Below are 25,779 nucleotides of genomic sequence, written 5' to 3'. Positions count from 1 at the left end.
TATTCAGGTTCTAAATAATCTTTTATCATGCGATCAGTTAAATTTCTTTTCAGTCTTCTTATTATCGGTCAAACGCTTTTTGCCCAGCAAAGTTCAACGCTTGAGCAGCAATTAAATAAATCGAGAGTGCGTTTGCCGAATGGCTGGCATTTGTCTCCTGCAGGAAGAATGTTGCCGCTGGGTGATCTGCCGTTGAATATTGCCGTTTCAAAAACGCAGAAGTATATAGCTGTTACAAACAATGGACAAAGCGTACAGAGTATTCAATTGATTGATCCGAAATCGGAAAAAATATTGCACAGTATCATTATTCCAAAATCGTGGTACGGTCTTGCATTCAGTGCCGATGAAAAATTTTTGTATGCATCGGGCGGAAACGATAACTGGATACTACAATACAGCATTAATAATAATAAACTGAAACTGACAGACAGTATTGTCTTAGGTAAAAAGTGGCCGGTAAAAATTTCGCCTGCAGGTATCTCGCTGGACGATAAAGCAGGACTGCTGTATGTTGTAACAAAAGAAAATAATGCGTTGTATGTAGTAGATCTGACAACAAAGAAAATTCTGCATCAACAAAATTTGGAGAACGAAGCGTATGCATGTATCCTGTCGCCAGATAAGAAAGAGCTTTACATTTCCTCGTGGGGCGGTGATGCTGTAATTGTTTTTAATACAGTTAACCGCAGCATCGATACAAGGATTCCGGTAGGAGATAACCCGAACGAATTATTGCTGAACAAGAAAGGTTCGTTGCTGTTTGTTGCCAATGCAAACGATAACAGTGTTTCCGTTATTGATGTTAAGCAACGCAAAGTATTGGAAGTACTCAATACAGCATTGTACCCTGATGCGCCTGCAGGATCAACGGCGAATGGCCTTGCACTGTCTGCAAATGAAAAAAGTTTATATGTAGCAAATGCTGATAATAACTGCCTGGCTGTATTTGATGTAGCGAATGCTGGTAAGAGCCGTTCAAAAGGATTTATCCCGGTTGGATGGTATCCTTCCAATATTAAAGTGATCGGTAAGAAATTGTTTGTTGCAAACGGAAAAGGTTTTTCATCTTTTGCAAATCCAACAGGGCCTAATCCAACAAAACCTGAACAGACAGTTGAACACCATGTTGGCGATACGACTGTACGGGTTCGTTCGGGATATATTGGTGGTTTAATGAAAGGAACACTTTTGATAGTTGATGAGCCCAACGATGCAACACTGGCTGTTTATTCAAAAGCAGTTTATACCAATACGCCTTACAGCAAGGAAAAAGAAATGAATGCTGCAGGTGAGGCTGGCAATCCTATACCAATGAAGGTTGGTGGTGTATCGCCGATTAAGTATGTGTTTTATCTTATTAAAGAAAACAGAACATACGATCAGGTTTTGAGCGATGTGCCCGGCGGTAACGGCGATACAAGTCTGTTGCTGTTTGGTAAGCACGTAACACCCAATCAACACAAGTTGGTGAATGAATTTGTATTGCTTGATAATTTTTATGCAGATGGAGAGGTCAGTGCAGATGGACATAACTGGAGTACATCGGCAAATGCAACTGATTATCTTGAAAAGAACTGGGTAACCAGTTATGGTGGCAGAGGCGGTACTTATCCCGGCGAAGGCAACCGTGCTGTTGCAAATCCGAAAAAAGGATTTATCTGGGATTATTGCAAGCGTGCCGGTGTAAGCTATCGTACCTATGGAGAATTTGCAGATGATGGTAAACCCAATATTCCTGTATTGGAGAATCATGTGTGTCCCTATTTTGCAAGCTATGATCTCGCCATACGGGATACAACCCGGTTTTATCAATGGAAACGTGAGTTTGATTCGCTGATTGCAGTTAATGCTGTTCCGCAGTTTAATACCGTTCGTTTTGGTAACGATCATACAGAAGGGCAACGCACCGGAAGACCAACGCCATTTGCACATGTTGCAGATAATGATCTTGCTGTTGGTTTATTTGTTGAGTATTTATCAAACAGTCCTGTCTGGAAAGAATGTGCAGTGTTTATTGTTGAAGATGATGCACAGAATGGCCCCGATCATGTAGATGCGCATAGGACCACCGCTTATGTTGCCGGGCCTTTTGTAAAACGTGGATATGTAGATCATACCATGTATTCCACATCGTCCATGCTGCGTACAATGGAATTGATACTTGGTTTGCCGCCAATGAGCCAGTACGATGCTGCTGCAATGCCTATGTGGAATTCATTTACAGCAAAAGCCGATTACAAACCGTTTGTTGCATTGCCTGCGAACATTAACTTCAATGACCGCAATACAAAAAATACAGCTACTGCTCGTCTCAGCAATAGTTTCGACTTTAAAAAAGAAGACAGCATTCCCGATTTGATCTTCAGTGAAATTGTTTGGAAAACGGTAAAAGGAGAAGATTCGCCGATGCCCGCACCAAGACGCAGCGCTTTTTTAAAAGTGAAAGAAGAGGATGATGAGGAGGAGGAGGAAGAAGAAAAAGAGAAGCGGGGACGAAAAAATAATTAATGCTATAACCGAAATAACCCGTTGAAATTTCAACGGGTTATTTTTTTCAGAATGAGTTTACGGGCACTCTTTTGAAAAGCAGGACGATGTTTTCTGCAAGGATGGATTATCTTATGTTTCTTAACTTGCCTTTACATGGCAAGAAATCAACCAAAACAAGTTAAAAAACAGGAAGGCTTTGAAGGTCAGCGGATGATTGTATTACCCAAAAAAATTGAGCGTGATATTTTGTTACGTGATGCAATTATCCGTCCGTTGTTTATAACAGATATTGGTTATTATCCTAAAGCCCGGCATCATTATGTGCACAGGAAGAATGGATGCGATCAATACATTTTCATCTATTGTACAAAGGGCAAAGGATGGATTGAATATAACCGTAAGCATATGCTGTTGTTGCCCTCACAATTTGTAATCATCCCCGCAAATGCAGCACATAAATACGGAGCGGATGAAAACGATCCATGGAGTATTTATTGGTTTCATTTTAAAGGAAAACTGGCGACAGCAATTGTTGATCTTCTCGTTCAAAAAATAAAAACACAACAACCGCATATTGTACACGCAGAAGAAATGATCAGGTTGTTTGATCTGATGTACGGCAATCTCGAAAAAGGGTATAGCGTTGATAATCTTCGGTTCATTAATATGACGCTGTATCATTTCCTGGCTTCCTTATTATACGAAGATCAGTTCAGGATCGAAAGTCCGAACCGTGAAAACAATATGATCGCCGCAGTAATTGCACATATGCAAAAAAACATCGACAGCGTGTTTACATTGCAGGAGCTGGCCGGGTTTGCCAATCTTTCTTCCTCTCATTTTTCTGCTTTGTTCAGAACGGCAACCGGCTATCCGCCCATGGAATATTTCAACCAGTTGAAAATTCAGAAAGCCTGTCAGTTGCTATTGTTTACAGATCGGTCGGTAAAAGAAATTGCACATGAACTGGGCATAAACGATCCTTATTACTTTTCAAGAATGTTTACCAAGCTGATGGAAATGTCGCCATCCATTTATAGAAGCAGGAAAAGACAACTGGAAGTACTCGTTCATCACAGGTAAGCAACTTTCCGGTTTTGCAATCAGAAGATTGTCCATCATAATCATCAGGAAATGCATGGCTTCTATCATTGAAATCAGGATATTTGAATACAAACGGAATGCTGGCTGAAGAGCCGGTTCTGTTATTACTGATCAACCAACGTTTGCTTTTGTCGTCATGAAAAGTCTTTTAAGTAAAAAATACTTATTGATCACTGCCGCATTGGTAGTGTTGATTGCTGCTGCAGCTTTTCTGTTCAAAGACAATCGACATATTGATTACAACGCCGATGTAAAACCTATCCTCAACAAAAAATGTATTTCTTGCCACGGCGGTGTAAAGAAGCAGGGCGGTTTCAGTTTGCTGTTTAGAGAAGAAGCATTAGCCGATACAAAAAGCGGTAAACCTGCTATTATTCCCGGCGATCCGGATGCAAGTGAAATGATCCGTCGGTTATCGTTGAAAGATGAAGAAGAACGTATGCCGTATAAAGAGCATCCGCTTTCTGAAAATGAAATTGATGTGTTGCGTACATGGATCAAGCAAGGAGCAAAATGGGGAACACATTGGGCCTATGCAACGGTTGAAGAACAGGAAGTGCCCAAAGGAGAAAAACGTTTCTTTGGATTGTTGCCTGCTAAGAAACCGGAGTGGGTACGCAACAATGTTGACTTATTCATCAACGAAAAACTTACTGAACAAAAACTCACAGCTTCACCAGAGGCAGATAAGGCAACATTATTACGTCGTGCAAGTTTGGATATCACAGGTGTTCCTCCTTCGGAAAAACTGGCGCAACAATTTTTGAATGATAACAGTGTTGGTGCATATGAACGCTTAGTTGATAGTTTGCTTGCTTCTCCGCAATATGGCGAACGCTGGACGGCCATGTGGCTCGATATGGCACGCTATTCTGATACCAAAGGATATGAACGTGATGGCTATCGTTCTATCTGGCGTTATCGTGATTGGTTGATACAATCGTTCAATGACGACAAACCTTACAATACTTTTTTAATTGAACAGGTTGCAGGTGATCTCTTGCCCAATCCAACCGATGCGCAATACATTGCCACAGCATTTCATCGAAACACTATGACCAATGATGAAGGTGGTACCGATAATGAAGAGTATCGTACAGCCGCAGTAATGGATCGTGTAAACACAACATGGGAAACACTTATGGGCACAACGTTTGCATGTGTTCAATGTCATAGTCATCCCTACGATCCGTTCAGGCACGAAGAGTATTATCAATTTCTTGCGTTCTTCAATAACACACGTGATGAAGACACATATGAAGATTATCCTGTTTTGCGGGAATATAAAAATGAGGACAGTGTAAAGTTTGAAAAACTCAGTGCATGGTTAACAAAGCATGTATCGAAAGAGAAAAAAACAGAGATCATTCGGTTTGTCAAAACAGGTCAGCCTGCCATTAACTCTGTTGTGTGCGATGAATTTACCAACAGTGCATTAGCCGATACCAAATGGCTTTCACTTCGCAATAACGGAAGTACAAGAATCAAACATGTTGATCTGCGTACAAAAAATCAACTCATGTTTCGTTATGCAACAGGTGTGGAAGGAGGATTGTGGAGTGTTCATCTCGACAGCATCAATGGGCCATTACTTACAAGCATATCGTTGAAAACAACAAAGGGGTGGAATGTTGCAACAGCATCAATCCCTGTTACAGATGGCATACATGATCTGTGGTTAACGTATAAAAATCCCAACCTGAAAAAGCCGGAACAGAACGGTGCAAACTTCAGTTGGTTTTACTTTACACAAACATTTCCGGGCAATGATCGACCTGGTTATGATTCAGCAAAACAACAATATGTCGATCTCATCAGTTCAACACAATATACTTCTACACCCATACTGTTAGATGGTGCAAATGATCTTGCACGTTCTTCAAATGTGTTTGAAAGAGGCAATTGGATGGTGAAGGGAAATGAAGTGAAGCCGGGAGTACCCGGATCGCTCAATTCAATGTCGTCGAATGCTCCAAACAATCGATTAGGATTAGCAATGTGGCTAACCGATAAAAAAAATCCGTTGGTCTCACGCACTATTGTTAACCGCATCTGGGAACAATTGTTTGGTCATGGTCTTGCAGAAACATTGGAAGATATGGGTACGCAGGGTATTCCACCTACGCATCAACAGTTGCTCGATCATTTATCCTGGCAGTTGATGTATAAGTATAACTGGAGTTTGAAAACACTCATCAAAGAAATTGTATTGTCAGCAACATACAGGCAAACTTCCATTGCATCAAAGGAGTTAATTGAAAAAGATCCGTCGAACAAATGGTATGCAAGAGGGCCACGTGTGCGACTGTCTGCAGAGCAATTGCGTGACCAGGCATTAGCGGTGAGTGGTTTGTTAAGTCCGAAAATGTTTGGCAGCAGCGTAATGCCTTATCAGCCCGAAGGCATCTGGCTTACGCCTTACAACGGAGAAAAATGGAAGATAAGTGAAGGAGAAGATAAGTATCGCCGTGCAGTATATACTTTCTGGAAACGAAGTGCGCCTTATCCGTTTATGATGATGTTTGATGGAGTTGCACGCAATGTTTGTGTTGCACGACGCATCAATACCAATACGCCGTTGCAGGCATTGGTAACATTAAACGATTCATCTTATCTCGATATGGCGAGAAACTTTGCTTATACGTTAAAGCAAGAAGGAGTGAAGGATGCAACACAACAGATCAGCAAGGGATATGAACAGATGATGTACAAACCCATCAGCAAAGAGAAATTAAAAGCACTTACCGATCTGTATACTCAATCGCTCAACACATTCAATACAGATAAACTGAAAGCATGTGAAGTGATTGGCATGGATAGTAAACACAACAATCCTGAAACAGCGGCATTGGTGGTGGTGATCAATGCTATGCTGAATTTGGATGAATGGATAACGAAAAACTAAACCATGAAGAGGTGAACCACGAAGACAGAAAGACACTAAGATTCACGAAGAATTTCTTTGTGAGCCTTTGTGGCATCGGGTCTTAGTGGTTCAAAAAATAATTGCTATGACGCAAAAAGAATTAAACAATCAACGTTTAGCTGTGGAAGCAAAACAAAAAGAACTGCAGTTCTTTACCCGCAGGCATTTCTTAAAAGAAAGCGCCATGGGCTTTGGTGCGTTGGCGCTTGGTTCATTGCTGGGAAGTTGCGGCAACAACATGGGAATGGCTTCATCGCCTGTGTTCGATGCAGCACATCCACTTGCACCACGCATGCCGTTCTTTCCTGCAAAAGCAAGATCAATTATATACCTGCACATGGCAGGCGCACCGTCGCAACTGGAATTGTTTGATTATAAACCGGAGCTGGCAAAACTGAATGGACAGGATTGTCCGCCTTCATTACTCGAGGGAAAAAAGTTCGCCTTCATTCGTGGTGTACCAAAGATGTTGGGGCCGCAGGCAAATTTTAAACAGCATGGCAAGAGTGGTTTGTGGGTGAGTGATTACTTACCGCATTTTTCTACAATAGTTGATGATGTGTCGATCATCAAATCAGTAACAACCGATCAATTCAATCATGCACCTGCACAATTGCTGATGCATACAGGCAGTGCAAGATTAGGAAGGCCAAGTATCGGCAGTTGGGTGACCTATGGTTTGGGAACAGAGAATCAAAATCTGCCCGGCTTTGTGGTGTTAACATCAGGCGGTAATAATCCCGATGCAGGTAAAAGTGTGTGGGGTAGTGGATTTTTACCGAGTGTTTATCAAGGTGTGCAATGCAGAAGTGAAGGCGATCCTGTTTTGTTCATCAACGATCCGCAAGGTATTGACAGAGATTTGCGCAAAGCTTCTATTGATGCGATCAATAAAGTAAACCAGGAACAATACAAAGAGTTTAATGATCCGGAGATTCTTTCACGCATTTCGCAATACGAAATGGCGTATAAGATGCAGATCTCTATTCCTGAAGTAATGAACATCAACGATGAGCCGGAATACATTCGTGAAATGTATGGCGCACAACCCGGCAAAGGAAGTTTTGCCAACAATGTTTTGCTTGCACGCAAACTGGTGGAGAAAGGTGTTCGTTTTGTACAACTGTTCGATTGGGGATGGGATACGCATGGCACAAGTGCCGATGGTGCTGTTGATATTGGTTTGATCAATAAATGCAGACAGGTGGACAAAGCCATGACTGCATTAATACTTGATTTAAAACAACGGGGACTGTTAGACGAAACACTGGTTGTTTGGGGAGGAGAGTTTGGTCGTACACCGATGCAGGAAAACCGAGACGGAAAAGAAATGCCGTTTAAAGGAAGAGATCATCATGCAGAAGCATTCAGTATGTGGATGGCTGGTGGCGGTATTAAAGGCGGCACTACTTATGGTGAAACAGATGAGATCGGTTACAGCATTGCAAGTGGTAAAACAGAAGCATTCGATATACAGGCAACCATTTTAAACCAGCTTGGTTTCGATCATGAAAAATTTACCTATGAATTTCAGGGGCGACCGTTCCGTTTAACAGATGTAAGCGGTAAAGTGATCACCGATATTCTTGCATAACAACACACAAGTACAACCAATCATTACAATGAATCAAGACCGACGCAATTTTATTAAATCAACTTCATCAGCAACAGCAGCCGCCATGTTGGCTCCATTTGCATCAATGGCTGAAATGGAAAAGCCATTGTTTCCATCGAACGATAAATTTAAGTTGCTGTTTATGCAAACAAGCTGGGGCTTCAATGGAAACATTGATTCGTTTTGTGCAGCAGCAAAAAAAGAAGGCTACGATGGTATTGAAGTGTGGTGGCCAGCAGATGATAAAAAAGCACAGGACGATCTTTTCGCAGCGTTGAAGAAACACAATTTGCAAATTGGATTTTTATGTGGCGGTTCACAAAGCAACTGGCAGGAACATCTTGCAACATTCAAAAAAAATCTTGATGCTGCCACAAGTAACAGAATTCAAAAGCCAGTGTACATTAACTGCCATTCAGGTAGAGATTATTTTACGTTTGAGCAAAATCAGGAATTCATTTCATACACTACGCAAAAGAAAAAAGAAACGGGCATTCCTATTTATCATGAAACACATCGTGGACGCATGCTATTTGCCGCACATATCACACGACAATTCATCGAAAAAAATCCAGAGCTGCATTTAACACTCGATATTTCGCATTGGTGTAATGTACATGAAAGTTTATTGGCCGATCAGAAAGAAACGGTTGATCTGGCGCTGACGAGAGTAGGGCACATCCATTCACGTGTTGGTCACCAGGAAGGGCCGCAGGTAAATGATCCACGTGCACCAGAATGGGAAGCAACGGTAAAACAACATCTTGCATGGTGGGACAAAGTTGTTGAACGTAAAAAAGCAAACGGCGAACAACTGACGATCTTAACTGAGTTTGGTCCGCCGAATTATATGCCGGTGTTGCCTTATACAAGACAGGTGGTAGCCGATCAATGGGCGATCAATGTGTACATGATGCAAATGTTGCGGAAGAGATATGAATGACGGTGATGAGTAATGAGTGGGTTCTCATCTGACGGGCATCCTTCGAAGAATAAAATAACAATCAGCTTTAGTTAAAGTAAAATATTCGCAGCTTTCTATCATGCTTTTAACTATATCAGAATTTCTTGGTCGTTTTCATCCGGTGCTTGTGCATTTGCCAATTGGTATTTTGTTGATTGCAGCAGTATTTTATTTTTTGTCGTTAAGGGAAAAATACAAAGCATTGCAACAGGCAACAAGCGTTGCGTTGTTACTTGGTATGTTGAGTGCGGTTGGTTCCAGCATCAGCGGTTACTTATTATCCATTAGTGGCGATTATGAAGCCGATATAGTGAGCATACATAAATGGATGGGCTTTGCGGTTGCTGCAATTGCCATTGTATCTTATTTTCTTTACACACGAAAAAGCAATGCTGTAAAATGGACGATCGGTTTAATGACCATACTCATTTTTATTACAGGTCATTCAGGCGGTTCGCTCACTCATGGTTCTGATTATCTTACAAAATCAATTGCTGTTACAGCAACTAAAAAAGAACAGAAACGAATTGCCAATGTTCAGGAAGCTGTGTTGTACAGCGATGTGGTGCAACCAATACTTGAAGAAAAATGTTATAGCTGCCACAATGCTGCCAAACAAAAAGGAAAATTGCGTCTTGATGGCCCTGAATGGATCAGCAAAGGAGGGAAGCAGGGCGAAGTTGTGATTACAGGCAAGGCCGATGAAAGCGAACTCATCAAACGGTTATTGTTGACCAAGCAACACGAAGACCACATGCCACCAAAAGAAAAACCACAGCTAAGTGAAAAAGAAATTGCCTTGTTGCATTGGTGGATCAATTCGGGTTTGTCGTTCGATAAAAAAGTAAAAGACCTTGCACAAACAGAAAAAATAAAACCCTTACTGTTGAGCCTGCAAACCGCAGCAGGCAATGAAGTAAAAGCAAAACCACAGCTGCCGGAAGCTTCTGTTGAACAGGCCGATGTTGCAGCTATCAAAAAACTTACAGACAGGGGAGTGGTTGTGTTGCCTGTTGCACAAAACAGTAATTATTTGTTGGTAAATTTTGTTACAGTACAAAACTTAAAAGAAGAAGACATTAAACTGTTGCTGGGCATTAAAAAACAATTGGTGTGGTTAAAGCTCGGTAATCAACCGGTAACAGACGACATGCTTACATCTATTGCGCAATGCAAAGCATTAACCCGCCTGGATCTGAATCAAACAAAGATTACCGATAAAGGATTTATTCATCTGCAACAATTGCCCAACCTGCAAACACTTAATTTGGTTGGCACTGCTGTAACCATCAATGGTTTGACGCAGTTAAAAAACATCAAAGCCTTACAAGCCATTTACCTCTATCAGACTTCTGTGGATAAGCAATCGTATGCAGCGATAAAAACTGCTTTACCAAAGGTAGCCATTGATACAGGTGGTTATATTGTGCCAACGCTTCCAGGCGACACAACGGTGTTTGTAAAACCCAAGGCAGAATAAGGTTCAAAACTGTTAACCCCACCTGCTTTCGATTTGTTGTAATAACAGTTCATAAAAACGAGCAGACGATTCGTAATCGTTGTAAACCTTCCCCCGAATTTAGGCCATCCCTGTTGTGCAAACGATTGATCATTTTTTGAGCAATCGAACAAGCTGTCCAAAATAAACTTGTGCAATCGCTTGCATAGTTTTATGTATAATGGTTATTAAAAAAAATCTGCCCCTAGGTACTGCTCATAGAAAATTTGCCGATATATACAGTCAGTTGGTTGTCAGTCTCCTCGTTTTTTAAAGATTTTTTTTCAATCGATGACAGGCTTTTATAGCAGTCACACAGAATATGTTGTTCCAGCACATCGTCGAGGCTTTTTTTATTAATTGCTTCCGTTTTGGTTGATCAAATCAAAATATTTTACTTTGGCACTATTAATTGCTGCTGAATGCCGGAGAGTTTGACAGACAAAGTACTGCTGTTAGCAACTGATGAACAGATTGCTTTTGAATTGCTGTATAACCGTTATTGGGAACAGTTATATAAAAAAGCATTCCACAGGCTCGGCAATAGTGATGATGCACAGGATGTGGTGCAGGAAGTTTTTGTAAGCCTGTGGCGTAACAGGCATAAGATTGAAGTGGAGAACACACTTGCTCCTTATCTTTTTACAGCGCTTAAGTATTGTATCATCAGCCAGGTTTACCGCAAAGCTAAAAAGGGAATTACCGTACCATTATCGATTGAAGAATTGGAACGCATAGAAGTATCAACAGAAGAGTTGCTTGAATTTAAAGAGCTGCAGATGATTGTTAACAACGAGGTGGCCAATTTGCCTGACCGGATGCGTGAGGTATATCGTCTCAGCCGTATCGAACACTTGCAGGTTGCTGAAATAGCCATGCGTTTAAACCTTTCTGAACAAACGGTAAAAAATACGTTGACCATCGCTTTAAAACGTTTACGTGAAAAACTTGCACGTTACTCCACCATTTGCCTGTTTATGATCTGAGCAGGAAAAAACTCATCCTCACTTTTCAACCTTAGGTAAGAAGACATAGCAAAGCTCATCTCTGAGTTGATATTATTTAAAAAAAACTTTGATGCACACCGGTACTGTTGATTGTTTTTTGCGATTCTAATAAAGAAGGACACAGGCACCGGCATCTTTCCGTCATTAAAACAAGGCAATGAAAATAAAAAACGGCATACAGTTACTGCATACTTATCTCTATGGCAAGGCTGATCCCGAACAAAAAGCAAGGGTGGAGAAATGGTATGAATCTTTAGATGATTCTGCCGAAATGAACGAAGATCTGGCAGCTGTGAAACAACAGCTCTATGAACGCACAAGAGCGGAACTGGATGCTGACAGCAAGGTTGTTCCATTTTATAAAACAGCTTTCTTTAGAGCAACTGCGGCTGCCATTCTTGTAATGTGCATGGGAGGAATGTACCTGTTAATTAAATCGACCGGAACTAATAACACTACAGTAGAAGTTGCTCCGCAAATTTTACAAGATATAGCTGCTCCCGCAGGAAATAAAGCAGTTTTAACGCTTGCCGATGGAACAACAATTATTCTTGACAGCACTGCAACAGGTGCATTTGCTACGCAGGGTAATGCAACTGTTGCTAAACTCAACGACGGGAAGATAGCTTACAATGCCGCCGGCACCACAAAGCCTGCAGTTGTACAATACAACAAACTTTCTGTACCAAGAGGAAGCAGGCCCATGCAATTGCTTCTTGCCGATGGAACACAGGTATGGTTAAATGTTGCTTCATACATTACTTATCCCACAACATTTACCGGCACCGAAAGAAAAGTAGAGATAACAGGTGAAGCCTATTTTGAAGTGGCTCATAATAAATCAATGCCCTTTATAGTAAAACGGAATGAGATGGAAGTATTGGTGCTGGGAACACATTTTAATGTAAATACTTACGACGATGAAGAATTGTTTCGGGTGACTTTACTTGAAGGAGCCGTGAATGTTTCTGACGGTTCCACCGAACCGAAAGCGATTAAGCCGGGACAGCAGGCAACCTTAAAGCCCGGGCATGTAAAGAGCATAAAGGTGTTAAACAATATTGATATGGATGAAGTAATGGCCTGGAAAAACGGATGGTTCAACTTCAACAGCTTGCAGGTAACTGATATTATGCGGCAGATTGAAAAATGGTACGATGTGGATGTGCATTACCAGGGAAAACCAGGCGATAAACATTTTACAGGTATTGTGAGCAGGGACAACAACGTGTCGGAAGTATTGAAGATTATGGAAAGTGCAGGAATCAGATTTAAAATAGAAAAAAAGAATATTACAGTATTAGCAAAGCAGGAATAATAAAAAAGAAACAGGTTAAAACAAAAAACCGCTCCGGATGCGACCCGAAGCGGAAAAAATTTGGATTAACTCAATTATACAATCCTTGGACAGATTGCTTTCATTAAACCAAAAACCAAAGTTATGCATTTAACGGATCTTTTTGTTCCGACAGTGCCAGCACAGGAGCACTATCGGAATAAATCAAAACAAACCTCCATGTTATTGCGGCGTAAAACCATCAGCCGTATCAGCTGGAGAAAAAAACTGTTAGCGATGAATCTTACAGTAGTACTGTTATTAACTGCTTGTCTGCAACTTAGTGCGGGTGGGTTTGCACAAAATGTAACCCTCACCGAAAAAAACGCTCCATTGCAAAAAATCTTCCGGCAAATTCATAAACAAACCGGTTACCAGTTTTTTTATGAAGATGAATTACTGAACAAGGCTGGCAGGATCAATATCAATGTAAAAGAAACGCCATTGGAAAAAGCATTGGCTATCTGTTTTGAAAATTTACCGTTGACCTATAAAATTGTAAACAAGGCAATCACTGTAATGCACAAAAAAGTGGAAACGCCTGTTGCATCACCGTCAACAGCTCCGGCTGTAATCGAAGTAAACGGACAAGTAACGGATGAAGAGGGAAAGCCATTAGCTGGTGCCTCGGTAAAAATAAAAGGATCTGCATTAGGTAAATCAACTGATGCAGGTGGAAATTTTTCGCTCGAACTTCCAGATGCTGGGGGCGTTTTGATTATCTCCTTTATTGGTTATCAAACCACAGAAATAGCCGTAACAAAAGCGGGGAATATTACTGTGAAATTAAAACCTGAAGAAACCAATATGGAAGAAGTGGTTGTAACAGCACTTGGTATCAAACGGGAAGAGAAACAATTGGGTTATGCTGTACAAAAAGTAAAAGCAGAATCTGTACAAACAGTTAAAGGGGTTGATATGGCCACTTCACTTACAGGTCAGGTGTCAGGACTTGTAATCAAAAATTCAACAGAGTTTTTTGCACGTCCAACTGTTGAATTGAGAGGAGAAGGCGCCTTACTTGTGGTTGATGGTGTTGCGTATGGTAACATGACACTCCGTGATATTCCTACAGATGATATTGAAAGCATCAACGTATTAAAAGGACCTACAGCGTCGGCTTTATATGGCGCACGTGCAAGCGGTGGTGTATTGATGGTAACAACCAAGAAAGCATCTGCCAAAGGTCTTTCGGTGAACATCAACAGCAATACAATGTTTCAATTAGGCTTTCTTGCTATTCCCGAAGTACAAAGTAATTACGGACGTGGACAATATGGCCAGATTGATAATGATTATGTGTGGGGGCCAAAATTAAATGCAGGTAATACTGCAAGAGACTGGAATCCGGTAACAATGCAGTTTGAAGATAACCGTCCCATGCTTTCACTAGGAAAAAACAACCTGAAGAATTTTATGCAAACCGGTATTGTTACAAATAACAATATCAGTGTAGCGCAAGGTGGGCAAAACGGTGGCTTCCGTGCTTCATTTAACCACATTCACAACAAAGGCCAGTTCCCCAATGCCAAACTTAACATGTACAACTTTACGTTGAGTGGTGAGATCAAAGCAAGTGATAAGTTTAACCTTGAAGGTCGTATGGGTGTAAGCCGCAGACAAGCACCACAAATATGGGGTACGGGTTATGGCAACCAGGGCTACCTCTATCAATTGATCATGTGGACGGGCCCTGAATACGACATTCGTGATTACCGTAACTATTGGAAAGTTCCCAACAAAACACAGAACTGGATGTACGATGCATGGTACGACAATCCTTACCTCATTGCTTATGAAAAACTGAATGGTATTGAACAAAACACCATCAATGCGAGTGTAACGGCAAATTACAAGTTTACGAATGACTTAAAATTAATGCTGCGTCTTGGTTACGATGTATACAGCAATACACAAACATGGCGCAATCCTACATCAAATATCTTTTCAACACGTGGTGGTTGGAATGCAAGAGGCTGGTACAGTATTAATAAAACATGGGGTTGGAGTACAGATGATGATGTAATGCTGAGCTATGAAAAGAAACTCGGTCAGTTCAGTATTGATGCCATAGCAGGTGCAAATATTTACCGCTGGGTAGATGAAGGCTTGAGTGCAAGCACAAGGAATGGATTAACATCACCCACTTTCTTTTCATTAAATGGTTCTGTTGAACCTGCTACAATTACACCTGCTTTTCAAAGCTATCAGAAAAACAGTTTATACAGCCGTGCATCTATTGGCTGGAAAAACGGTTTGTTCATTGATTTTACAGGTCGTAACGATTGGATATCGGCTCAGCCCAAAAACAGTCGTAGTTATTTCTATCCTTCAATTGGCTCAAGTGTAGTGTTGTCGGAGTTTATTAAAATGCCTCGTTTTGTTGATATGTGGAAGGTCAGAGGTTCATGGGCAACATTCAAAACGCCGGCTGGAGTGTATGCAACTAATCGCCTGTATTCAACAACAACGCTGGCGTGGAATACAATGAACTCAGCAAGTTATCCTGATAATCTTTTTGGTGGCGATCTGCTTCCTACATCTGCCCGTACATGGGAAGTGGGAACATCAGCTTATCTCTTCAAAAAACGTTTGCATCTGGATGTTGCTTATTTCAATAAATATTATTTCAACAGGCAGGTTTCTTCAACTATCCCGGCTTCATCAGGGTTTAATACAACTCTCATTAATACAAAAGAAACCTATGTACGTAAGGGATTTGAAATTACCGTAGACGGTTCTCTGATCAAGAAGAAGAAATTTGAATGGTACAGTACCGTTAACTGGTCGAATCAACATCGCTATTATGTTGACCTCGATTCAACATTGTCGGCAAAAGATCTCTGGACTAAAAAAGGCGCACGCCTTGATAATTATCTTGACTATTACTGGTTAACAGATGCACAGGGTAATGTTATTCATAACAACGGAAGACCGGTTGACAGTGATTACAGGAAAAGATATGGTTATACCGATCCTGTTTTCAGTTTCGGATTCATCAATACTTTCACATTCGGTCAGTTTATGGCAGGTTTGAATATTGATGGACGTATTGGTGGTTTAATGTATAACTACGTGTACGATAAAATGTGGGATACCGGTACCAACCCTGAATCGGATAACCAATACCGTTATGATGAAACAGTAAATGGTCTCACGAACTATGTAGGTAAAGGTGTAAAAGTTATTTCAGGTTCTGTTACATACGACAACTTCGGTAATATCATCAGCGACACACGCAAGTATGCAATCAACGATGTTCCGGTTTCTTACCAGGACTATGCACAGAATTTCCGTGGCGGCGATTTTGGTGTACAGAAGAAAACATTTGTAAAACTCCGTGAAATTTCTGCGGGTTACCGTGTGCCGGCAAAATTCTTCGGAAAGTCAGGTATAAAAACGTTATCTGTAGCTCTTACTGCACAGAACGTATTGTTACTTACAAAATTCAAATTTTCTGATCCTGATGTTGACGATGAAAATCTTAATGCACCTTCTCAACGGGTAGTAGGTTTTAACGTAAAGATCGGGTTCTGATAACAAACATTATTACAAAGGAGCAGACTTTGAAGCGTAAATAATAAGTGCAGATTAATAAAAACCTGCTCCTGTTTAAACTGAAATAAAAAACGAATTATGAACAAGATGAAATCATACAGTCTCATCATGCTTTCATTGTTGATATTGCTTACAGGCTGTACCAAGTTTGATAAGATCAATACAAATCCAAACCGGCCTACAGAAGTAAGTTCGGCTATGCTGGCAACAACCATGATCCTGAGTATTACAAGAAGCGATATCAGCACACAGAAAGGTTTTGTGCAACCTTACCTGCTGGGCAAATATGTAACATGGGGTGAAGGACAGGAAAATCTCCAGTATAACAGGTTAGGCCGTACAACATTTAACCGTATTGCCTTACTTCGTAATGTAACTCCCATGATTGGCTTTGCTGCAAACGACGGATTGAAAAAATCGTATACAGCACTTGGACATTTTATAAGAGCCTGGCAATTTTTTCACACAACAATGCAGGTTGGTGATATTCCTTATACCGATGCAGTAAAAGGAGAATCGGATAATATTACACAGCCAAAATACGATGCGCAGAAAACTGTTTTCCTGGGAATATTAAATGAACTTGACCAGGCGAATCAATTATTTGCACAAGGTTCCGATTTTGACGGCGATCCCATCTACGGAGGAAAGGCCGATAAATGGCGCAGGCTTGCAAACAGTTTTCAATTGCATGTATTATTACAATTGTATAAAAAACAGCTGATGCCGAACTGAAAGTTGCGCAGCGTTTTAATGATGTTATTACAAGGCCGTTGCTGGCATCCAATGCTGATAATTTTGCATTAGCATATAATGCTACTGCAGGACAAAACTACCCATGGTCGGATATACCGGCAGGTTCTAACCCCAACGTAAAATCGAACTATGCAATGTTAACGGCTACTTTGCTTGAGCCGTTAAAAACCTTGCAGGATCGTCGCCTGTTTTATTATGCCAAACCTTCGCCTGTAAAAATTGCAGCAGGAAAAACACAATCCGATTGGGATGCATATGTTGGTGCAGAACCATCTGCGTCTTTTACAAGTCTGCAACAGTTACGTGTATCGAAAGATTATTCTGATTTTAACAGCCGTTATGTGAATCTTGTGAATGCAGAGCCTGTAAGCGTGTTCAGTTATGCACAACTGCAATTCATACTTGCAGAAGCAACAGTGCGTGGATGGATCAGCGGCACAACTGCTCAAACTTATTATGCAAACGGCATTATGGATGCCATGAGATTTATAGTGAAATACACTCCCGATCTTGCAGATTATCATCATAACATGAAAATGGATGATGCATACATTGCAGCTTACCCGTTAACTCCAGCTGTTGCATTAACTGGTACTGCCGATCAACAGATCGGCCAGATCATCCTGCAAAAATATTTTGCCGGGTTTCTGCAGGGAAGTAATTACAACGCATGGTACGAGAACAGAAGAACGGGTTATCCAACTTTTGTTCTTAACTCATCTTCTAATCTGAATATTCCCAATACGCAATTTCCTGTACGTTGGTTGTATCCATCAAATGAGTTGAACTACAATTCGGCAAACCTTCAAACGGCACTTACACAACAGTATGCAGGCAATGACAATGTGAATGAAAAAATGTGGATACTGAAAGATTAGCGAATAGGCCAATCCCGGCAGAGTTTATAATTAAAGTGCTTCTCATATAGCAGTTAGTTAGTCGCCCCGCAGTATTCTTACTGCGGGTTATTTTCTTGTTACATTTTATAAACGAAACAGCGTAAATTTTTAGTTTTTAACGATTGTTGTTATGTTTCCAAAAGTTTTAAACCCGTAAACTCATTTATGAACAGCAGAAGAGATTTTCTTAGAAAAATGTCATTGGTTTCCGGTGGAGTAGGTATATGGTCGCAATTACCTGCCGCTATTCAGAAAGCATTGGCGATAGACCCAAAAGCAGGCAGTACATTTTATGACGCTGAGCATGTAGTGTTCCTGATGCAGGAGAACAGATCGTTTGATCATTGTTTTGGCACACTGCAAGGTGTAAGAGGATTTAATGATCCCAGGGCTATCAGTTTACCAAACGGTAATCCTGTTTGGTTACAAAGCAACAAAGCAGGGCAAACTTATGCGCCTTTCCGTTTGAATATAAAAGATACGAAAGCAACATGGATGAGCTCACTGCCACATTCGTGGGAAGACCAGGTAGATGCACGCAACAATGGAAAATACGACGGATGGCTCGAAGCAAAACGACCGGGGAAAAAGGAGTATAAAGATATTCCCATGACAATGGGCTATTACACAAGGCAAGACATTCCTTTTTATTATGCACTTGCCGATGCGTTTACAGTTTGTGATCAGCACTTTTGTGCATCGCTTACAGGAACAACAGCCAACAGATCATTCTTTTGGTCGGGTGCAATAAGGGAAAAGAAAACCGATACTGCACGTGTGCGTAATTCTGACCTCTATTATAACAGGGAAGCAAGCTGGAAAACATTTCCTGAACGTTTGGAAGAAAATGATATTTCATGGAAAGTATACCAGAATGAGATTAGTCTTGAAACAGGATTGAATGATGAAGATGATGGATGGCTTTCCAATTTTACCGATAACAATCTCGAATGGTTCAGCCAATACAACGTGCGTTTTCACAAAGAGCATTATTTGTTTTTGCAGCGAAGAGTGAAAGAGCTGCCAACGGAGATTGAGGAACTTGATGAACAGATCAAAACAGCCGATCAAAACAAAAAAACCGGGCTTGAAAAAAAGCAAAAGCAAAAAAATGAACAGTTGCTGAAGTTCCGGGAAGAATTAAACAAGTGGAAACCGGAATATTTTGAACAGCTTTCTTCTTTTGAAAAAAGTATTCATCAAAAAGCATTTACAACAAACAACAATGATGCGTCTTACAGGCAAACAGAGCTATTCAGTTATGAAGAAAATGGTGAACAACGAAGCACACGTTTACCAAAAGGTGACATTCTGCATCAGTTTCGAAAAGATGTTACCGAGGGTAAACTCCCAATGGTATCGTGGTTAGCAGCTCCACAAAACTTTTCTGATCATCCGAGTTCGCCTTGGTATGGAGCCTGGTATGTATCTGAAGTGCTGAACATACTTACACAAAATCCTGAAGTGTGGAAGAAGACAATTTTTATATTGACTTATGATGAAAACGATGGCTACTTTGATCATGTTCCTCCATTTGTTGCACCGAAACCAAATGATGTGCGAAGTGGTAAGGTTTCCGAGGGAATTGATACTTCGGTTGAATATGTAACAATTGAAGAGGAGCTTGCACGCACCGGTCTTGATAAAGAAGATGCAAGAGAAAGCCCTGTTGGTTTAGGTTATCGTGTGCCGCTAGTTATTGCTTCGCCATGGACCCGTGGAGGCTGGGTTAATTCAGAAGTATGTGATATTACTTCCACCTTGCAGTTTCTTGAAAAATTTCTTTCTGCAAAAACCGGTAAGCAGATCAGAGAAACCAATATCAGCGAATGGCGGCGGGCAATATCCGGCGATCTTACTTCTGTATTCAGATCATGGGAGGGAGAGAAAGTGAACATGCCTGCATTTGTAAAGCAACAGCAGTGGGTAAAAGAAATTGTCAATGCAAAGGATAAACAAATTCCTGATGCATATAAACAGTTTACAGAACAGGAGCTTACACAAATACGAGAGCATAAGCATAATCAGCTTTTGTTACCACAACAGGAGGAAGGTACACGACATTCCTGCGCATTGCCTTACGAGTTGCATGTTGATGGTAGTTTGAGCGAAGACAAGAAAGGTTTTGAAATTTTATTCCATGCAGCAAGCAATGTATTTGGAAAAGCTACAGCAGGTGTGCCGTTTAATGTATATGCTCCCGGTAAATATGCTGTTTATAACAAGGGAATAGTAGAGGCATATGAAGCTGTAAAAACATGGGCCTATGCAGTGCGTGCTGGCGATCAGTTAAAAGGACAATGGGCTTTGCATGATTTTGAAATGAGCAACTATCATCTGCAGGTTTATGGCCCCAATGGTTTTTTCCGTGAGTTTAAAGGCGATAAAAACGATCCACAGCTTAACATACTGTTACAGTATGAACAGCAAAAATTTAATTCAAATCAGTTAACAGGAAACATTGTATTGCATTTTACAAACCCGGGACATCATGATTACACAGTTGAAGTAGAGGATAAGGCTTATGGTAAGCAGTTGCGGAAAATTCTTATACCGAAATCGACAAACAGAAAGACAGAAGTATTCAGCCTTGCAGACAGTTTTCATTGGTATGATCTTACGGTAAAAGTAAAGGGCTATAAAGCATTTGAAAAAAGATATGCAGGCCGGGTTGAAACCGGGAAGCATGGTCAAACCGATCCGTTGATGGGCAGGGTTATAAAAGAAGTTGATCGATGATGCAAATAATAACTGAAGTATGCGTCTGCGATGCATACTTCAGTTACATTACTATTTTGTTTTTGCCCTAACCGATTTCACTTCAGCAACTGTAATCAGGCTCGCTTTATTGCCGAAACTGTTGCGTACATAAGTAAGTACATCGCTGATTTGTTGATCAGTTAGGTGATTGTGCGGAGCCATCACATTGTTGTACGTTTCACCATTGATCTCTTCATGCGTATTTAAACCTTTCAGAATAATCTTAATTAACGAAGACTTGTTTCCCAGTACATGTGTTGTTTTCTCCAACGGAGGATTGAGACCCGGAACACCACTACCATCAGCCTGGTGACAAGGTGAGCAGTATTGACTATAAACTTTTTTTCCTCTATCCATTACTTTCTTATCGATCTGTTGTGTTGTCATTCCAATCAACACAATGGAAGCTACAGGAATTAAAAAAAATATTCGTTTCATTGGAGAAAATATTAATTACCCTGGTAAGTTATTTTATAGATTTTTCCTTTTACATCATCTGTTACATACAAGGCACCATCAGGTCCCATAGCTAAACCACAGGGCCGGTGTTGGGCTTGTCGTGGAGACATTACAGTTTCCACCCCAGAAAAGCCGTCTGCAAAAACTTCCCATGCAGCATTTGGTTTTCCATCTTTGAACGGAACAAAAACAACATAGTAACCTTCTTGTTTTTCAGGTGATCTATTCCATGATCCGTGAAAGGCTACAAATGCACCATTCTTATATTTAGCGGGAAACATATTGCCTGTATAAAACAACAGATCATTCGGAGCCATGTGTGCAGGAAAAGCAACTATTGGTTGTACAACACCTTCACATCTGGTAGTCTTTTTACCATCACCACCATATTCCGGTGCCAATACTTTTTTATTTTGCTGCACATCAAAATAGCAATAAGGCCATCCACAATCATCTCCCTTTTTTACCATGAACATTTCTTCGGCTGGTATCACAGCATTTTGTTGAGGCGTGAAAAATTCAGGAAACATATCGAGTTGATCACGCCCATGCTGAACCACAAATAATTCATTTACTTCTTCATTCCATTTAAGTCCCATAACATTACGTAAGCCTGTAGCATATCTTACTCCATCTTTATAGGTCTGGTTTAATTTATCAGCTTTGAATTGCCAAATACCTCCGGCTGAGTCAAGTACAGGACAAGGGTCTTTCCCTTTTGAGCCAACGCCTCTGTCAATTTCCTGGCAGGAATTTGATGGCGAACCGATGTTCACATAAATATTCCCGTTATTATCTAAAGCAAGAGATTTGGTATTGTGCTGTCGGCCATTGATTAGTCCGGTAATAATTTTTTCCGGTTCATCGGGAGAAATTACTTCCTCATTTGAATCAAGCTTATAACGAAATACTTCTGCATTGGAAGAAGCATACAGGTAACCATTTTTTATAGTAATACCGGTGCCAATATAATTTCCAAAGCCGGTAATGTTATCGATTATTCCATCGCTGTTGCTATCCTGCAAACGTAAAATGCCCTTACCGTTTAACAGCTTGCTGAGCTTTACATAAATAACCCCATTTTTGTTGATTATGATATGACGGGCTTTTCCTACGCTGTCAGCCATTACAGTGGCCGAAAACCCGGCGGGTAAACGCAAACCCGAACCAACTGAAAGTTGTTGATTACTTTCGTTTGTAAACAGCTGAACATTATCTTTTAACGGGTTTCCAAAAAATAAAAAGAAAAGAAGCGGTCCAAACATCATTCGTTGCATAGCTATACTTTAAAAGTGAGAAATCCCAAATTGAAGAAAACAGTAATTAAGGATATTTTCCCTTACAAATAAACCCCAATTGCAGAAGGCTGTGGATAGGGACCTTTACTTAGTATTCAGCAATTTTAACTTCCTGCATCGGGCAAAAGCATATCATTTATTTTTCAGTTAATTATCGTTTGAAAAGGAACTTTTTTTTAAGCAGCAATCCTAAAAAAGCATGACATTTGTTGTTGGTTTCATTTTCAAGATTACCTGCGTTGTATGGATAAACTGGATCTTAAAAAATTAGCGAAAGAGCTCAATCTGTCACCCTCATCGGTTTCCCGTGCACTAAGAGATAGTCACGAAGTAAGTAGGGAAACAAAAGAACGGGTGAAAGCACTTGCAGCAAAATGGGGATTTCAACCAAATCCACATGCAAGCAGTTTGCGTCAAAACAAAAGCAAAACAATTGCAGTGATCATCCCTGAAATTCAAAACAATTTTTTTTCGCAAGTATTGAATGGGGTTGAGGAAATTGCAAAAGAAAAAAAATACCATGTATTGATTTATCTCACACATGAAGATGCAGAGCGTGAAAATGAAATTCTCAATTTACTAAGAAACGGCAGGGTAGATGGTATCATGATCTCAGTTTCCAATACCACCATTGAATATGATCATCTCGAGGCTTGTCGTGCTTCAGGAATGCCTTTAGTTTTTTTTGATCGCATTCTCGAAGAGGTGAAAGTGCCAAGGATAACATCGGATGATGAGGAAGCATCTTTCCGGGCAACAGAATTGCTTATCAAAAGAGGAGCTAAAAAAATTGCCTTTTTATCGCTATCAGATAGTCTTTCTATATGCAAACGAAGATATGCCGGCTATGCACGGGCATTAAACAAACACCAGCTGACCAGCTATCAGAAAACAGTTGAATGCGATGCAGTTGATAGCAGTAACCGGGAAAAAATACATGCTTTGCTTGCAGGCGAAGAAAGACCCGATGCTATTTTTGCAGCAGTAGAAAAATTAGCCGTTAACACGTATGAAGTTTGTAAAGAACTTGAATTAAAAATACCATCAAAGCTGAAAGTAATCAGTTTTTCAAATCTTTCAGCTGCTGCATTATTTGATCCGCCTTTATCCACGATTATTCAACCATCTTATGAAATTGGTAAAAAAGCTACAGATGTATTGTTTAAACTCATTGAGAAAAAAGTATTGTTGCCGAACGATAAACGGGTAGCTTTATCCTCAACGATTGTTGAGCGAAAATCTACTTCCAAATAAACAGGGATAGCAATCTTGCAGTTTTATTTTTTATCTACAGCGACACGCCTCTTTTCCATGGAATAAAATCGTCCTGGGCAAGTTGTACCGCTTTGGGAATTAGCTCTCCACTTGCAACCGCTATACAGAACTCAAGAATTTCTTCACCCATTTGCTGAATCGTTTTTTCACCGGATATAATTGGGCCGGTGTCAATGTCAATGATATCGCTCATGCGTTTTGCAAGTGGAGAATTGGTGGCCAGTTTAATGGTAGGAGCAACGGGATTACCGGTAGGTGTGCCAAGCCCTGTTGTAAAAAGAATTAAAGTTGCACCTGATGCTGCTTTTCCTGTTGTTGCTTCAACATCATTGCCAGGCGTACAAACAAGACTTAACCCTGGCAGAATAGCAGGTTCGGTATAATCAAGCACAGATACTACCGGCGATGTGCCGGCTTTTCTTGCTGCTCCTGTTGATTTGATTGCATCAGTTATTAAACCATCCTTGATATTTCCCGGCGAAGGATTCATATGAAAACCGGAACCGACCAACTGCGCCTGCTGATCATAACTCTTCATTAGCTGAATAAATTTATTGGCAGCCTCTTCGTTCGGGCACCTGTCAATCAATTCCTGTTCGGCACCGCATAATTCAGGAAATTCTGCCAGTAGTACTTTTCCTCCCAAGGCTACCAGCAAATCAGAAGTATGACCAATTGCAGGATTTGCCGAAATACCGCTGAACCCGTCGCTGCCGCCGCATTTAACACCAATGCAAAGATGATGCAGCGGTACTTCTTCCCGTTTCTGTTGATTAATTTCAACAAGCCCTTTAAATGTTTGACGGATGGCTTCTGTTACCAGTTCCTCTTCACTCTGTATTGCTTGCTGTTCAAAAACAAAAAGGGGTTTATCAAACCCGGGATTACGATGCTTCAGATCGTTAAGAAAATTATTTACTTGCAGATGCTGACAGCCCAAGCTCAATACAGTAACCCCACCCACATTTGGATGATCGGCGTATGAAGCTAATAAAGCACTTAATGTTGATGCATCTTGGCGTGTACCTCCGCAGCCCCCGGCATGGTTTAGAAATTTGATTCCATCTACATTTTTAAAAAAACGGTCGGATGCATTGGTTTCTGACGGATTTAATTGAATGGAATCGATGTTTTCTCCTGCCCGGTAAGCTGCAAACAACTGCCTGGTAAATTGCTTATAACGATCGGTAACAGCGTACCCAAGCTCGTTCCACATTGCTTCTTTAATAACATCAAGATTTCTGTTTTCGCAAAAAACAGTGGGGATGAACAGCCAGTAATTAGCAGTACCTACACGCCCGTCTTTTCGTTTATATCCCCTGAATGTTTTATTGGTGAAACGGGAAACATCGGGTGCTTCCCACTGATAATTAGCTGCACGATAAGAATAATTAGCAGCAGCATGTTTGGTATTGACTGTGGTCATAAGTTGCCCTTTCTTTACCGCTTGCTGAACTTTTCCAACCAAAACTCCATACATGATCACATCATCACCGGCTTTCATATCATCTGTAAAGAATTTATGTTTTGCCGGTATCGGATCGGCCAGGAGTATGCTGTTTCCGTTGTTATTTATAATAATGCCTTCAGGCAGATCTTTTAATGCAACGAGTACATTGTCCGAGCTGTGAATTTTGAGAGAGGGTTGTCGTTGTTCTATTGTAGAATATTCGCTTACAGATTGCTTTTCCATTGACAGATAATTTTGCCATAACGACTCTTGCACGGAAAGATTTCCGGAAAGCCAAGGGTGATAAATGAGTAACACTTGCAGAGGCAGCTATTATTTCCCTTGGAAGTGGCAAGACAACGGAGGAAGCAAATAACCTGG

16 protein-coding genes are annotated in these 25,779 nt (G+C 40.7%); 13 read left to right on the top strand and 3 right to left on the bottom strand.

All coding sequences use genetic code 11. From position 1 onward, the window contains the following. Positions 1–27 precede the first annotated feature (27 nt). The 12 genes from ESA94_RS01430 (at position 28) to ESA94_RS01380 (ending at position 20,895) form a co-directional block, all read left to right on the top strand. Positions 28–2,511 carry a bifunctional YncE family protein/alkaline phosphatase family protein gene (locus ESA94_RS01430; RefSeq protein ID WP_129129076.1) on the top strand — a complete coding sequence of 828 codons (2,484 nt, stop codon included), beginning with the start codon at positions 28–30 and terminating at the stop codon, positions 2,509–2,511. 135 nt (positions 2,512–2,646) lie between these two features. Continuing rightward, on the top strand, positions 2,647–3,576 hold the full coding sequence (locus ESA94_RS01425) for an AraC family transcriptional regulator (RefSeq protein WP_129129075.1): 930 nt from the start codon (positions 2,647–2,649) through the stop codon (positions 3,574–3,576). A 157-nt stretch (positions 3,577–3,733) separates the two neighbouring features. Further along, positions 3,734–6,502 (top strand): DUF1553 domain-containing protein, encoded by a 2,769-nt coding sequence (locus tag ESA94_RS01420; protein ID WP_129129074.1) that lies wholly within the window; start codon positions 3,734–3,736, stop codon positions 6,500–6,502. A gap of 106 nt (positions 6,503–6,608) precedes the next feature. Further along, positions 6,609–8,117: a DUF1501 domain-containing protein gene (locus ESA94_RS01415; RefSeq protein WP_129129073.1), complete on the top strand. Its 1,509-nt coding sequence runs from the start codon at positions 6,609–6,611 to the stop codon at positions 8,115–8,117. Positions 8,118–8,145: 28 nt separating this feature from the next. Then, positions 8,146–9,081: a sugar phosphate isomerase/epimerase family protein gene (locus ESA94_RS01410; RefSeq protein WP_129129072.1), complete on the top strand. Its 936-nt coding sequence runs from the start codon at positions 8,146–8,148 to the stop codon at positions 9,079–9,081. Between the two features lie 100 nt (positions 9,082–9,181). Continuing rightward, positions 9,182–10,582 carry a c-type cytochrome domain-containing protein gene (locus tag ESA94_RS01405; RefSeq protein ID WP_240670954.1) on the top strand — a complete coding sequence of 467 codons (1,401 nt, stop codon included), beginning with the start codon at positions 9,182–9,184 and terminating at the stop codon, positions 10,580–10,582. 452 nt (positions 10,583–11,034) lie between these two features. Further along, complete coding sequence (locus ESA94_RS01400; protein ID WP_164972593.1) at positions 11,035–11,586, top strand: RNA polymerase sigma factor; 552 nt, start codon at positions 11,035–11,037, stop codon at positions 11,584–11,586. Positions 11,587–11,764: 178 nt separating this feature from the next. Continuing rightward, positions 11,765–12,925 (top strand): FecR family protein, encoded by a 1,161-nt coding sequence (locus tag ESA94_RS01395; RefSeq protein ID WP_129129069.1) that lies wholly within the window; start codon positions 11,765–11,767, stop codon positions 12,923–12,925. Between the two features lie 198 nt (positions 12,926–13,123). Next, positions 13,124–16,480 carry a SusC/RagA family TonB-linked outer membrane protein gene (locus tag ESA94_RS01390; protein ID WP_129129068.1) on the top strand — a complete coding sequence of 1,119 codons (3,357 nt, stop codon included), beginning with the start codon at positions 13,124–13,126 and terminating at the stop codon, positions 16,478–16,480. Between the two features lie 99 nt (positions 16,481–16,579). Next, a complete protein-coding gene (locus tag ESA94_RS21730) occupies positions 16,580–17,236 on the top strand; it encodes a SusD/RagB family nutrient-binding outer membrane lipoprotein (RefSeq protein WP_262708010.1) in 657 nt (218 codons plus the stop codon). Positions 17,237–17,274: 38 nt separating this feature from the next. Beyond that, complete coding sequence (locus ESA94_RS21725) at positions 17,275–18,135, top strand: SusD/RagB family nutrient-binding outer membrane lipoprotein (RefSeq protein ID WP_262708009.1); 861 nt, start codon at positions 17,275–17,277, stop codon at positions 18,133–18,135. A 186-nt stretch (positions 18,136–18,321) separates the two neighbouring features. Beyond that, positions 18,322–20,895 (top strand): phosphocholine-specific phospholipase C, encoded by a 2,574-nt coding sequence (locus tag ESA94_RS01380; protein ID WP_129129067.1) that lies wholly within the window; start codon positions 18,322–18,324, stop codon positions 20,893–20,895. Between the two features lie 51 nt (positions 20,896–20,946). Here the strand turns inward: ESA94_RS01380 and ESA94_RS01375 are convergent, their stop codons facing one another. Then, positions 20,947–21,354, bottom strand: a complete 408-nt coding sequence (locus ESA94_RS01375) for a c-type cytochrome (protein WP_129129066.1) — start codon at positions 21,352–21,354, stop codon at positions 20,947–20,949. An 11-nt stretch (positions 21,355–21,365) separates the two neighbouring features. Beyond that, complete coding sequence (locus ESA94_RS01370) at positions 21,366–22,652, bottom strand: PQQ-dependent sugar dehydrogenase (RefSeq protein WP_240670953.1); 1,287 nt, start codon at positions 22,650–22,652, stop codon at positions 21,366–21,368. Positions 22,653–22,916: 264 nt separating this feature from the next. On the opposite strand from ESA94_RS01370, the gene ESA94_RS01365 reads away from it, so the two are divergent. Further along, positions 22,917–23,927: a LacI family DNA-binding transcriptional regulator gene (locus ESA94_RS01365; protein ID WP_129129065.1), complete on the top strand. Its 1,011-nt coding sequence runs from the start codon at positions 22,917–22,919 to the stop codon at positions 23,925–23,927. A gap of 34 nt (positions 23,928–23,961) precedes the next feature. Here the strand turns inward: ESA94_RS01365 and ESA94_RS01360 are convergent, their stop codons facing one another. Next, positions 23,962–25,641, bottom strand: a complete 1,680-nt coding sequence (locus ESA94_RS01360; RefSeq protein WP_129129064.1) for a UxaA family hydrolase — start codon at positions 25,639–25,641, stop codon at positions 23,962–23,964. Between the last annotated feature and the right edge of the window lie 138 nt (positions 25,642–25,779).

This window comes from Lacibacter luteus (genome assembly GCF_004118265.1).
Classification (GTDB): Bacteria; Bacteroidota; Bacteroidia; order Chitinophagales; family Chitinophagaceae; genus Lacibacter; species Lacibacter luteus.
The sequence above is the reverse complement of the archived record's forward strand: the minus strand, read 5'-3'. Positions and strand labels throughout refer to the sequence as shown.

Excerpts from the sequence above, each read along its gene's own strand:
- ESA94_RS01370 (WP_240670953.1), bottom strand. The coding sequence starts at position 22,652 with ATGCAACGAATGATGTTTGGACCGCTTCTTTTCTTTTTATTTTTTGGA.
- ESA94_RS01365 (WP_129129065.1), top strand. The coding sequence starts at position 22,917 with ATGGATAAACTGGATCTTAAAAAATTAGCGAAAGAGCTCAATCTGTCA.
- ESA94_RS01430 (WP_129129076.1), top strand. The coding sequence starts at position 28 with ATGCGATCAGTTAAATTTCTTTTCAGTCTTCTTATTATCGGTCAAACG.
- ESA94_RS01420 (WP_129129074.1), top strand. The coding sequence starts at position 3,734 with ATGAAAAGTCTTTTAAGTAAAAAATACTTATTGATCACTGCCGCATTG.
- ESA94_RS01395 (WP_129129069.1), top strand. The coding sequence starts at position 11,765 with ATGAAAATAAAAAACGGCATACAGTTACTGCATACTTATCTCTATGGC.
- ESA94_RS01375 (WP_129129066.1), bottom strand. The coding sequence starts at position 21,354 with ATGAAACGAATATTTTTTTTAATTCCTGTAGCTTCCATTGTGTTGATT.
- ESA94_RS01405 (WP_240670954.1), top strand. The coding sequence starts at position 9,182 with ATGCTTTTAACTATATCAGAATTTCTTGGTCGTTTTCATCCGGTGCTT.
- ESA94_RS01390 (WP_129129068.1), top strand. The coding sequence starts at position 13,124 with ATGTTATTGCGGCGTAAAACCATCAGCCGTATCAGCTGGAGAAAAAAA.
- ESA94_RS01360 (WP_129129064.1), bottom strand. The coding sequence starts at position 25,641 with ATGGAAAAGCAATCTGTAAGCGAATATTCTACAATAGAACAACGACAA.
- ESA94_RS01415 (WP_129129073.1), top strand. The coding sequence starts at position 6,609 with ATGACGCAAAAAGAATTAAACAATCAACGTTTAGCTGTGGAAGCAAAA.
- ESA94_RS01410 (WP_129129072.1), top strand. The coding sequence starts at position 8,146 with ATGAATCAAGACCGACGCAATTTTATTAAATCAACTTCATCAGCAACA.
- ESA94_RS01380 (WP_129129067.1), top strand. The coding sequence starts at position 18,322 with ATGAACAGCAGAAGAGATTTTCTTAGAAAAATGTCATTGGTTTCCGGT.
- ESA94_RS21730 (WP_262708010.1), top strand. The coding sequence starts at position 16,580 with ATGAACAAGATGAAATCATACAGTCTCATCATGCTTTCATTGTTGATA.
- ESA94_RS01425 (WP_129129075.1), top strand. The coding sequence starts at position 2,647 with ATGGCAAGAAATCAACCAAAACAAGTTAAAAAACAGGAAGGCTTTGAA.